This is a genomic window from Bacillus sp. BB081 (assembly GCF_008368895.1).
Classification (GTDB): Bacteria; Bacillota; Bacilli; order Bacillales; family Bacillaceae_G; genus Bacillus_A; species Bacillus_A wiedmannii.
In genome coordinates this window covers 30964-43721 of record NZ_QOZX01000018.1, presented here as the reverse complement: position 1 = coordinate 43721, position 12758 = coordinate 30964, and the positions used below count along the sequence as shown (strand labels likewise).

The window sequence follows — 12758 nt, the reverse complement described above, 5'->3', positions numbered from 1 at the left end:
TTTATTTACTTAATTGCTTCATGGACTTTTAATTGTTTCCCTTTAATCGTTGTAGTTTTCATGGTCTTTAAAACAATTGGTCCTTTTCCATTTAATATTTCAACGTAAGAAACATTGTCCTGTATCGTAATAATTCCTATATCTTCTGCTGTAACACCTTTAATTTTAGCAATTGTGCCGACAAAATCTACCGCTCTAATTTTCTTTTTCTTCCCACCATTAAAGTACAGCTTCATAATCCCTTTGTTTAAGTCTGCACTTTTATCTTTCTTTATAATTGGTTTAGCATGTATTTTTTCCTCAAATACTGCCTTCCCTTTCATAACCTCTTCTTTTGAAGGTGCATATGCCTTTGGAATTTCAAAGCCGATGTACGCCTCAATTTCTTCTAAAAATCTATCTTCATACGGAGTTATGAATGTAATAGCTTTTCCTTTATTGCCAGCTCGTCCCGTTCTTCCCGTACGATGTACATAACTTTCTTTTTCTAACGGAATATCATAGTTAATAACATGTGTAATATTATCAATATCAATTCCTCTAGCAGCTACGTCTGTCGCTACTAAATAACGGAACTTTCCTTTTCTAAAATCGTCCATAACTTCAAAACGATCTTCTTGCACCATACCACCATGTATTTTGTCACAAGGATAGTTAACACGGTTTAACTGTCTAAATACGTGATCTACATTTTCTTGTGTACGGCAAAAAATAATACAACTATCTGGATTCTCAATTGTTGTTACATCTTTAAGAAGTGAAAGCTTCTCCTCTTCTCTCGTCTCAAAAAGTGTATGTTCAATTTTGTCTGTGGTAATCCCGGCAGCCTTAATTTCAATATGCGTTGGCGAATCCATATACGTACGGGATAACTTTTCAACATCTTCTGGAAGTGTTGCCGAAAATAGCATTGTCATTCGCTTTGTAGGTAATTCATCAATAATTGCCTCTACTTGATCAATAAAGCCCATATTTAGCATTTCATCTGCTTCATCAATGACTAAATACTTCAGACATTCTAAAGAAAGGGTACCTTTTTCAATATGATCTAACACACGGCCAGGAGTCCCCACTACGATATGTGTCTTTTGTTTTAACTCTAATTTTTGACGTGCAAATGGAGACTTACCATAAACGGCCGCAGCCTTAATTCTTTTGAAGCGGCCTATATTCGTAATATCTTCTTTCACTTGAACAGCAAGTTCTCTCGTTGGCGTCAAAACTAATGCTTGTGGCTTATTCTCTTCCCATTCCACCATTTCACAAAGTGGAATACCGAATGAAGCTGTTTTTCCACTTCCAGTTTGCGATTTTACAACAAGATCCTTCTTTTTCAATGCAACTGGAATAACCTCTCCTTGCACTTCTGTTGGATTTTCGTAGCCTAAACCAGTAAGTGCTCTTACAATTTCTTTACTTAATGCATAATTGGTAAAGCTTTTTTTATTCATATATTAACCTCATTTTATTCTGTATTATTTTCTTCTTTATCGTTTCCTACCACTGAATTATCATGTAGATACTATCACCTTATTCATTATACTTGAAAGCTCACATAAAAAGGCAAATCGTGCAAGATTCATCTTTTTATATAGGAATAAACAAAAGGTTTCTTTATTCCGAAAAAATTTTTAGAAATATTATTTCAGAATAAAAATAACCTCCGTCATTCCATCTAATGTTCAACTAAATGATAATGCCTTTTCTTTTTAATGTTTGCCTTCAATAAAATAGTTGTTATCACTGACAACACTCCTATCTAGGTTCTAATAAACGAACAATAAGGATAGAAAAATGTTTTAAATTCGCTTTTAACACTATTCCATCATATATATACTCTGTTTTTAAAAAAAATGTTAAGAAATACTTTGACTTCTTCATAAAAATGATGTAAATTATCCTATGGACGAACATTTTTAATTAATAGAAATAAAATATTCGTATTTTAGGGGTGTAAATGATGGAAAACGTATTCGACTATGAAGATATTCAATTAATTCCTGCAAAATGTATTGTGAACAGCCGCTCTGAATGTGATACAACTGTCACTTTAGGTAAACATAAATTTAAATTACCTGTCGTACCTGCAAATATGCAAACGATTATTGATGAAAGAATTGCAACTTATTTAGCTGAAAACAATTACTTCTATATCATGCATCGTTTCCAGCCAGAGAAACGTATCTCATTTATTAGAGATATGCAATCACGTGGATTAATCGCTTCTATTAGCGTTGGTGTAAAAGAGGACGAATATGAATTCGTACAACAATTAGCTGCTGAGCAACTTACACCTGAATACATCACGATTGATATTGCACACGGACATTCTAATGCTGTAATCAACATGATTCAACATATTAAAAAGCATTTACCAGAAAGCTTCGTTATCGCTGGAAACGTTGGAACTCCAGAAGCGGTAAGAGAATTAGAAAACGCTGGTGCTGACGCAACAAAAGTCGGTATTGGACCTGGTAAAGTTTGTATTACTAAAATTAAAACCGGCTTTGGAACTGGCGGTTGGCAACTAGCTGCACTTCGCTGGTGTGCAAAAGCTGCAAGTAAGCCAATTATCGCTGACGGTGGTATTCGTACACACGGCGACGTAGCTAAATCTATTCGATTTGGGGCGACTATGGTTATGATCGGTTCTCTATTCGCTGGCCATGAAGAGTCTCCAGGGGAAACAATCGAAAAAGACGGCAAACTTTATAAAGAGTACTTCGGTTCAGCTTCTGAATTCCAAAAAGGTGAGAAGAAAAACGTTGAAGGTAAGAAAATGTTCGTTGAGCATAAAGGTTCTTTAGAAGATACTTTAATCGAAATGGAACAAGATCTTCAATCTTCTATCTCTTACGCTGGTGGAACAAAATTAGATTCAATTCGTACTGTAGATTATGTAGTCGTGAAAAACTCTATTTTCAACGGGGATAAAGTATATTAATTTTTAAATTTAACTCGAAGGACAAGCATTTTTATGCTTGTCCTTCTTTTTCATATATAGAAATGTAAAATATTTTCATTTTACTGAATTTTCTAGTATCATGTTTTTAGATACTTATAATAAGGGGGATATAACAAATGAAAAATGTAATTGAGAAACGCCATATTCGTGCAGAAGTCCCTACTGAACTAACATGGGACCTCTCTGATTTATTCGAATCCGATAAAGATTGGGAAACTGCATTACGTGTATTAACAGACGATATAAAAAAACTTGATGCGTTTAAAGGACAATTACATACTAGCCCCACTACCTTATTACATTGCCTACTTTTAGAAGAAGAGCTTTTAATGAAGTTAACAAAACTATACTCCTATGCAAATTTAAAAGAATCAACTGATCGTACAAATCCAGTTATTCAAGCGAACTCTTCCAAAATTTCTGCTTTATGGACGAAAGTACATACTGCACTATCCTTTATCCATAATGAAATCCTCTCATTCGATGAAGGAACAATTGAAAAGTATTTACACGAAGAAACAAAACTCGAACCTTTCCGTAAATCATTACTAGACATACTACAAAAAAGGCAGCACACGCTCTCTCCTGAAACAGAAGAAGCTCTTGCTGCACTTGGCGAAGTACATAATTCTCCATACAAAATTTACGGTATGACTAAATTAGCCGATATGGATTTTACCTCCATACAAGACGAACAAGGAAACGAACTCCCTGTATCATTTGCATTATTTGAAAGCAAATATGAGTTCTCTCCAAGCGTAGACATACGCAGAAAGGCATACTCATCATTTGTGTCCACCTTGAAGCGATATAAAAATACAGTGGCAACAACATATGCTACCGAGGTAAAAAAACAAGTAACACTCTCTCGTTTGCGCAAATTTGAATCTGTTACTCATATGCTTTTAGAACCTCAAAAAGTTCCACTTGAAATGTATAACAATCAACTTGATATTATTTATAAAGAATTAGCGCCTCATATGCGCCGTTTTGCAGATTTAAAAAAGAAAGTATTAGGACTCGATCAAATGCTGTTCTGCGACTTACATGCACCTTTAGATCCCGAATTTAATCCAACCATCACATACAAGGAGGCTGGTAAATTAATTCAAGATTCTTTAAAGGTATTAGGCGATGAATATAGTTCCATTATCCAAAAAGGATTCAAAGAAAGATGGGTTGATCTTGCAGATAACGTAGGCAAATCAACCGGAGCATTTTGTTCAAGCCCATATGGCTCTCATCCATACATTTTAATTACATGGCAAAATACGATGCGTGGATGCTTCACATTAGCCCATGAATTTGGGCATGCTAGTCATTTTTATTTAGCAAATAAAAACCAGCGTATTATGAATGTACGTCCATCTATGTACTTTGTTGAAGCACCATCTACAATGAATGAATTACTATTAGCCCAGCATTTATTAGCAACTACTGACGACAAGAGAATGCACAGATGGGTGATTCTGCAACTACTTGGCACATATTATCATAACTTTGTTACTCACTTACTTGAGGGAGAATATCAAAGAAGAGTATATACCCTAGCAGAAGAAGGAGAAGCACTTACAGCTACAACTTTAACTGAAATAAAAACAAATGTACTTTCGACATTCTGGGGAGATTCTGTAGAAATTGACGAAGGTGCTGGCTTAACTTGGATGCGTCAACCTCATTATTATATGGGCTTATATTCTTATACCTATTCCGCAGGCCTCACTGCATCTACTGCGGTAGCTCAAATGATTAAAGAGGAAGGACAACCTGCCGTTGATCGCTGGTTAGATGTACTTCGCGCTGGTGGTACGATGAAACCACTTGAATTAATGAAACATGCCGGAGTCGATATGTCAAAACCAGATGCAATCCGCAGGGCTGTTTCTTACGTCGGTTCCTTAATTGATGAATTAGAACGCTCTTATCAAGAATAAAAAATAAGCCCTCGCTTTATGAGGGCTTGTTTCATATTTATTTTCCAAATCTTTTACGGTATCCACATTTCCTACATAGCTCTTCTACTGCAACTCTTTTCGAAAATCCATCGACAATGTTTGTTGCTCTTTCACCTTCTATAATGTTAGAAAATGAGTCATTATTAATATTCCCGAGGTTAATAATCCCTTCACCATCTAAACAACAAGGAATAACCGTTCCATTCGCTAAAATACCAGCTTGATTTCGAAGACCATGACAGAATCCTTTTCCGTCATCCTCCTCTTCATGTAATGCCGGCCACTGAAATTCATAGTCTTGATTAATAAAGACACGTTCCGCAATTTTTATACCTTTTCCTGGTGTAAGCTTCTCTTCGATTTGATAAGATAGGCCAAACTCATTTTCAATGATGGATAATAAATCTCTATTTTTCTGGATTTCAGCATTTGTTTTATTATCCTGAGTTAAATTCCATAAACGTAGTGAAACAATTAAATCCGATTGACTTGTCGCCTCTCTAATGAAGGAAAGTATACTCCTTACATAACCTTCTTTATCTTGCGAACCTGGATGCCCATCAAAACTGTGCAGTGAAAAATTCATTTGTCTTAAAGCAGGCTTATTTAACAGTCTATGCCTTCTCTTATTAATTAACGTTCCGTTCGTTGTAATATTAACTTTAAACCCTTTTTCATGGCTCAAATCTAACAGTTGATCTATTTTTGGATGGAGCAATGGCTCACCCTTCACGTGCAAATAAATGTAGTCTGTGTGAGGTTTAATTTGGTCTAATCTTTTAGCAAAATCCTCCACAGAAATGAATTGCTTCTGCCTTTCCGTCGGCGGACAAAAGCTGCACGCAAGATTACATACACTCGTAATCTCCAAGTAAAACTTTTTAAACTTCTTCACCTTTAATTCCTCACTTCTATGACTACTTATACTTTTTCCTCTTCATATTACAACACACTTTTTTATAAATAGAAACATACTTATTTTAGGAAACCTTCGTACTACCTATTAATGTTTAAAAGACCATCGGTTTTTTTCCAATGGTCTTTTTATATACAAAAAGTAATTTTATTTATGATACGGTTCTCCACGATTAATACGAAACGCTCTATACACTTGCTCAAGCAATACTAATCGCATTAATTGGTGTGGTAATGTCATCTTTGAAAAAGAAAGAGATTCGTTTGAACGCTTCATTACTTCTGAACTTAGTCCAAGTGATCCACCAATTACAAAGGCAACTTTACTCTTTCCATATGTAGCAAGACGATCTAAGCTTATTGCAAATTCTTCTGATGATTTTTGTTTTCCTTCTATCGCTAACGCAATGACATGCGTATCGTCAGAAATTTTATCCAGTATACGTATACCTTCTTTTTCTTTTACAATTAACATTTCTGCTTCACTTAAATTTTCTGGCGCCTTTTCATCTGGCAATTCAATTACTTCTACTTTTGCGTATGCAGATAATCGTTTTAAGTATTCTGCTATACCTTGTTTTAAATATTTTTCTTTTAATTTCCCAATTGAAATAATCGAGATATTCACACTCATTCCCCACCTTACAAACATGTTATCCACATAACTTATCCACATATCCACAATTGTTACCCACATATTGTGTGAGAATCTGTGTTCGATACAACATATGTCGCCTCGTTTTGACAAAATTCACATGTTTTTTTCTCTTTTTCTGAGTTATCCACATTGTTGATAACTGGTGCAACTTCACACTCATCCACAATAATATCTAAAGCTAATTCAACATGTTCTAAACAACAAGGTAAATTCATATTCTTCACCTCACTTTTCTACAATAGAAAACAGGAGGTAGGCCCTCCTGTTTTTAATACTTTTGAATGCCTAGTTTAACCGTTGTTGTTGCTCGTTTTGTACCACGATAAAACGTAAGAGTCATTTTATCATTAATTTTTTTATCATATAAGGCCGTACGGAATCCGATAATATCGCGAACCGGTTTTCCATCTACTGCTACAATCACATCGTGTTCTCGTAAACCAGCATCTACACCTGGCGAAGGACTCTTCACATCTAAAATGCAAACTCCCTCTGTTACATTGCCTGGTAAATGCAATGTTTTTGACCAATGGTAATTTGGAATCTCATTTAACGATCTAAGTTCAATTCCAACATACGGTCTCCTTACTTTTCCGTACTTCTCTAATTCATTCATAATTGGAACAGCTCTAGTAACTGGAATAGCTAGTCCAATTCCCTCTACTTCTTTTGCTGCAATTTTCATTGAGTTAATGCCTATTAATTGACCTGCCGCGTTTACAAGCGCACCACCACTATTACCTGGATTAATCGCTGCGTCTGTTTGCAAAACTTCTACTTGCCAATCATAATGTCCATCTTGATCTAAATCTACAGGGACAATACGTTCATTAGCCGAAATAATGCCTTGTGTGACAGTTCCAGAAAATTGCAGCCCCAGTGGGTTTCCAATCGCAATGACCGGCTCCCCTCTACGAACAGTATTAGAATCGCCAATTTCAATTATTTTTTTCACATGCTTTGCATCTATTTCTAGTACAGCTAAATCTGTGACTACATCGGTTCCTAATACTTTCCCAGGAACCTTCTTACCGTCACTTAAACTTACTTCAATACGATTTGCTCCAACAACAACATGATTATTCGTTACAATATAAGCTTGGCCATCTGTCTTTTTATAAATTACACCCGATCCTGTACCAACTTCTGAATCTGCCTCTGAAAAATTATCTCTTTGAATATTAATAACGCCAACAACAGCTTCAGACGCACGATCAACAGCATCAACGAAGCTAATCTGTTTAATTCCTTGAGCTTCAGCCATATTACTTCCGCTTGCTTCAGCTTGCGGAAGCGCCCCCGCATCATTTGCAAATAAAGGAGCTCCAAATGCAAATAACGAAGCTCCTACAATTGTTCCTGCTATACTAGAAATAACAATACCTTTATGCTTCTTTTTTCTTGCACGTTTCATACGATAATTCTCTTCATCAATAAAGGACATATTTGTTCACCCATCTTCCTGAAAACAACTATATTCACCTTTATTGTTTACTAAAATGAAGAATTATACGTATTGAATTTTTGTAGGCATTTTCGGATCTGTATCATGAATTTCGAAGGCTTCTCCCACTCCAAATCCTTTTTCCTCTAATACTTGTGATACTGACATACGTGCTAGTTCTTTCATGTTATTATCTAAACTTAAATGGGCTAAATAAATATGTTTTGTCTCATCTGTAATTACATCCGCCATCGCTAATGCAGCGTCCTCATTACAAACGTGACCCACATCACTTAAAATACGTCGCTTAATACTCCATGGATAACGTCCCATACGAAGCATTTCCACGTCATGATTACTTTCAAACACGAAAGCATTAGCACCCTTAATAACACCTTTCATACGGTCACTCACGTATCCCGTATCTGTAATAAGGGCTAACTTTCTATTATTGTTATGAAAAGCATAGAACATCGGCTCTGCCGCGTCATGAGAAACCCCAAATGACTCGACCTCAATATCACCGAATGTTTTCACATCCCCAACTGAGAAAATAAACTTTTGCTCAGTTGGGATATTTCCTATTAAATGTTCCATTGCATTCCATGTTTTCTCATTTGCATAAACAGGTAAATCATATTTACGTGCCAATACACCTAACCCTTTAATATGGTCACTATGTTCATGTGTTACAAGAATACCTGATACATCATTTATATTTAGTTCTGCCTGTTTAAATAAAGCCTCTGTTGCTTTACCACTTAAACCTGCATCGACGAGTAATTTTTTTTCATCTGTTCCTACATATAGCATATTCCCTGTACTTCCACTTGCAAGTACGCTAAAATGCAACCCCATTATTTCTCACTCCAGTATGTTCATCAACCACTTGATTTTCCCTTTCCCCTAATTCCATAACTTGTCCTTCAATTGCATTTACAAAGAAGTCCTGCTTCTGCTCCGTTTTTAAATTCCATGTTGGAGCAAGTACTTGGTTATTAGAAGTAGATGCGGTAAGGGTGGCATAACCAATTTGTGCTTCTTTTACATGTGTATTCCCATGAACTTTATTTTTTAAATACAGATTTTCTAAAGCTGTTTGAGCAGTAATAATTTCTTGCTGTTTCGTTTTTTCACTTTCGCCCATTTCTTTTAAATCAGTTAGCATCGTCTGCGTGTACGACACAAGTTCATTTTTTTCATTTAATTCCACAACAATCATTGCCTGATCGTTATAGAAAATAGGCTTATCTTTATATTTTTGGAAGAAGTAAATTTTAGAGTCTTTCATCGCCCCAAACTCATACTTTTGTCCATCCAATACATAGTTCTTCAAAAAATCACTATACTTATCTTTGGATAATGATTTTGTATTTAAAAAGGGCTCTTTTAGCTTACTTTCTATCTTGTACATATTTTGTATATGCACCGTTTGACTCTTTAAAGATTGTACATCTTCTTCTTTAAATGCCTTGTTTTCCGCCCTAATAAATGACTCTTTTTTCGGTTCTTTAGGGAAATTACCCATAGTAATTTTGTTTGCTTTTAATTCTTGATCTATCTTTGTTTCTGCAATAAGCTCCAATTGATTACTATCTTGCTTTTGAATGAATTGAAAAATGAGAAAGAGGTCCAAAACAAAAAAGGTCACAATAAATATGGTTTTAATCCGATCCCAATCCATTTAGTCCTCCCTCACTCCACTCATATATTTTTTGTTTACCCGCTTCATCTTCAACAAACTTTACATACCAAATTGGCTGTAGTCGAGCTACTTGCCCATCTAGTGATAATTTGTATCCAATACCAATGTCTTTAATGAATCGTTTATCTACCGCGGCATTATTTTCTAAGGATGCTATTACAACGTGACCTGATGGAAGAGTAACCTTCTGTTCTATACCTTTCGTATTTAAAGACAACAACGGTCTTTCATATTCCATTACTTCTTCTGATCCCCATACTTGTCTTAATTCAGCTAATCCATCTGTATTGAATACGGAATATCCATCTTCATGTAAACGGAATACCGTCTGTCCTTTATTCATATAGTCCAAACGATATGAATCCAAACTCCCACTGTGACCATTTACAAAATCAAAGCTTTTTTGTAAAAGCATTAAATTGTCTGTCGTTTTCTCACTTGAAACAGAAGAATTTTTATACTTTAGCATATGACGATCGTTTTCAATCTCCATGGACCTAATACCATCTGTAAATGTTTCTTTCGATTTCTCGGTAATAGGGCTTAAATAACGTGGGTCACTAAAAAGAGCATTCTTAAATGTGTCGACCGCTAAATTAGATGAAATATATGTTATATTACTTAATTCTGTCGTTCCATCTGGTAAAAATAGCTTTTTCATATCATTAATTTGATAGTCAAAATAAGGTTTTGCCGATACTATAAATTGATTTTGTGCATTTACAATATCTTTTAAATACACACCACTTAATTTTGCTTCATATATTCTAGAGTTATCGCCATCAGAAACAAAATTAATTTTAATTTCTTGATCCCTACTTCTAGAAGGGTCAAGAATAATTCGATTAAAATGTTTAGGCTTATCTATACCTTTTTCTTTCATATTAAACATAGATTTAACTGCATCAAATGGGATATTGGTAGGAAAAACAAGTTCCATTTTCCCTTCACCATGCACATAAGAAAGGAAATCAGCCTTAGCAATCGATATCTCTTTGAAATCATGTAATTCCCCTGCTTCCAAAGGTTTATAGATTGATTCTATATCGCCCTCTCTTTTGCTCCCGTAATGATTTTTATCTTTATGCACGATGATAGAAGTAGGACGGACAACATCAGCAATTTTAGTTTGAGTAGTTCCTTCATTCCCCTGCACAAATTTTGCGTTTTGCATAGACGTGGAATCTGGCACATACGTCCATAAGTTAAAAGTAAGAAATAGGCTAATTACAACTAAATTAATTAAAACTATCGTTTTAACATTTTCCATACTCATTCCCAATCGTCCTCTTCATCCGCTGCCATTGGCAATGTGAAGTAAATAGTTGTCCCTTTTCCTTCCTCACTCTTCGCCCAAATCGAGCCACCATGCGCCTCAATCATTTCTTTCGCAATTGCTAATCCAAGTCCTGTACCACCCATTTGTCTTGAACGTGCTTTATCTACGCGATAAAAACGTTCAAAGATTTTATCGACGTTTTCTTTTGGAATACCCATTCCTTGGTCACTTACACTAATCTCTAATAATTCCCCGCGATCACGTAAGCGATATGTTACTGTTCCACCTTCTGGTGAATACTTTAATGCATTCGAAATAATGTTATACAAAACTTGCGTAATTTTATCCGTATCCATATCAATAAATCGGGATTTCTTAGAGAAAGATCGTTTGAAGCTTACGTTTTGCTCTTTAGACATTTCAAAACGATCAATAATGTTATTAAAGAAGTCAGTAAAGTCGACCCATTCTTTCATTAAACGATGTTCTGTACTATCAAGTTTAGAAAGTTGCAATAACGCATTTACAAGTCTAATCATTCTTTCTGTTTCTTCTTGTGTAACTGTTAAAAATTGCGGTGCAATATTCGGATCTTGCCACGCGCCGTCCGTAAGCGCCTCTAAGTAACTGCGCATCGTTGTTAATGGCGTTCTTAATTCATGGGAAACGTTTGCCACAAACTCACGGCGTTCCCTTTCTATACGCTCCTGCTCAGTTACATCATATAATACGGCAATTAAACCATTTGCTTTCCCTGTCTCTTTTTGAATAACAGAGAAACTAGCACGTAAAATATATGGCTCATTTCTCGTACTAAAATCTAATAAAACGGAATCAGGCTCTTCGTATAAATGATCGAGCGTAAATTCTTCTTGTATCCCTAATACTTCTAAAACAGATTGATCGAGCGCCGTTTCACGCGAAACATTTAGCATCTTTTCCGCAGGATCATTTAATAAAATAATGTCCCCTTTTCGGTCAGTAGCAATTACTCCATCTGTCATATGTGATAAAACAGATGATAATTTACGTCTTTCACTTTCCGTTGAAGAACGAGCTTGTTGTAATTTTTTTGATAAATTATTGAAAGATAATGCTAATTGTCCTATTTCATCATGGCTATGCACTTTTACTTTTCTTGAATAGTTTCCTTTTGCCATTTCAATCGCTTGTCTTCGCATATCTGAGATTGGTCTCGTAATCGTTTGAGCTAACAAAATTCCAAGTACAGCTGTTACGAGTAATGCAATAACGGTTCCAGTCGCAAAAATTTGATTAATATCCTTCATCTGTTTATAAACATCTTCCATAGATGCAACAATGTAAATAACACCAAGTGCATCCTTGCCGTTATCATCTAGAATAGGAGTAAGCATAACTTGTACACGATGGCCTGTACGACCATCTTTCTCAATTTTCACTTCTGGCTTTTTTTGTACCAATACCCGCTGAACAGCTATATCAGTTGATGTTCTATTTACCTTATTTTGCTTTGACTCATCTGAAATAGCGAGTAACTTTCTATGCGAATCAAATACACTTACCTCTTGGATATCTTTCTTTCGATCAGAGGCAAATTTTCTAATTGAAGTTTTAATCGTTTCATCTGTTGATTCTGTTTCTGCTTTTGTATAACTTTTTTTAAACTCTTGTTTCAGGTTATATGATAATAAGTTCGTTTGCTGCGTTAAAGAATCTCTAAAGCCTTGTACAAGACTCTTTTCTAACTCTCTTACAAAATATACCCCAATAACCTGCATAGCTATTAATATTAATAGCATATATATGAGTACAAATTTTAAATGAATAGATTGAAAAAAACCAACTTTCTTCATAT

The 12758-nt window shown here is 35.2% G+C and carries 11 protein-coding genes; 2 read left to right on the top strand and 9 right to left on the bottom strand.

The features are described 5' to 3' along the window. Window positions 1-5: 5 nt before the first annotated feature. Window positions 6-1451 (bottom strand): DEAD/DEAH box helicase, encoded by a 1446-nt coding sequence (locus DN394_RS10075; RefSeq protein ID WP_046958612.1) that lies wholly within the window; start codon window positions 1449-1451, stop codon window positions 6-8. Between the two features lie 509 nt (window positions 1452-1960). Here DN394_RS10075 and guaC point away from each other — a divergent pair. Together guaC and pepF are read left to right on the top strand one after the other, a co-directional pair. Further along, the gene (gene guaC / locus DN394_RS10070) at window positions 1961-2944 is read left to right on the top strand and encodes a GMP reductase (RefSeq protein WP_000432444.1); all 984 of its coding nucleotides are present in this window, start codon (window positions 1961-1963) and stop codon (window positions 2942-2944) included. Window positions 2945-3081: 137 nt separating this feature from the next. Further along, window positions 3082-4899, top strand: a complete 1818-nt coding sequence (gene pepF, locus DN394_RS10065) for an oligoendopeptidase F (RefSeq protein WP_098705224.1) — start codon at window positions 3082-3084, stop codon at window positions 4897-4899. Between the two features lie 37 nt (window positions 4900-4936). Here pepF and DN394_RS10060 read toward each other — a convergent pair whose 3' ends face one another. The 8 genes from DN394_RS10060 to walK all read right to left on the bottom strand — a co-directional run bounded on the left by DN394_RS10060 (window position 4937) and on the right by walK (window position 12756). Next, the gene (locus tag DN394_RS10060) at window positions 4937-5815 is read right to left on the bottom strand and encodes a radical SAM/SPASM domain-containing protein (RefSeq protein ID WP_000713629.1); all 879 of its coding nucleotides are present in this window, start codon (window positions 5813-5815) and stop codon (window positions 4937-4939) included. 168 nt (window positions 5816-5983) lie between these two features. Beyond that, window positions 5984-6463, bottom strand: coding sequence for a 23S rRNA (pseudouridine(1915)-N(3))-methyltransferase RlmH (gene rlmH / locus DN394_RS10055; protein ID WP_001027000.1), 480 nt, complete (start codon window positions 6461-6463; stop codon window positions 5984-5986). Between the two features lie 59 nt (window positions 6464-6522). Continuing rightward, a complete protein-coding gene (locus DN394_RS10050) occupies window positions 6523-6708 on the bottom strand; it encodes a CxxH/CxxC protein (RefSeq protein WP_001052827.1) in 186 nt (61 codons plus the stop codon). 53 nt (window positions 6709-6761) lie between these two features. Then, on the bottom strand, window positions 6762-7937 hold the full coding sequence (locus DN394_RS10045) for a S1C family serine protease (RefSeq protein WP_149293763.1): 1176 nt from the start codon (window positions 7935-7937) through the stop codon (window positions 6762-6764). A gap of 63 nt (window positions 7938-8000) precedes the next feature. Then, window positions 8001-8795 carry an MBL fold metallo-hydrolase gene (locus DN394_RS10040; RefSeq protein ID WP_000522836.1) on the bottom strand — a complete coding sequence of 265 codons (795 nt, stop codon included), beginning with the start codon at window positions 8793-8795 and terminating at the stop codon, window positions 8001-8003. After that, window positions 8779-9621, bottom strand: coding sequence for a two-component system regulatory protein YycI (locus tag DN394_RS10035; protein WP_097914825.1), 843 nt, complete (start codon window positions 9619-9621; stop codon window positions 8779-8781). The genes DN394_RS10040 and DN394_RS10035 overlap by 17 nt, the downstream gene beginning before the upstream one ends. Beyond that, window positions 9602-10918: a YycH family regulatory protein gene (locus DN394_RS10030; protein ID WP_097914827.1), complete on the bottom strand. Its 1317-nt coding sequence runs from the start codon at window positions 10916-10918 to the stop codon at window positions 9602-9604. The genes DN394_RS10035 and DN394_RS10030 overlap by 20 nt, the downstream gene beginning before the upstream one ends. Further along, on the bottom strand, window positions 10915-12756 hold the full coding sequence (gene walK, locus DN394_RS10025; RefSeq protein WP_000755378.1) for a cell wall metabolism sensor histidine kinase WalK: 1842 nt from the start codon (window positions 12754-12756) through the stop codon (window positions 10915-10917). Before walK ends, DN394_RS10030 begins: the two co-directional genes overlap by 4 nt. Window positions 12757-12758: the final 2 nt, after the last annotated feature.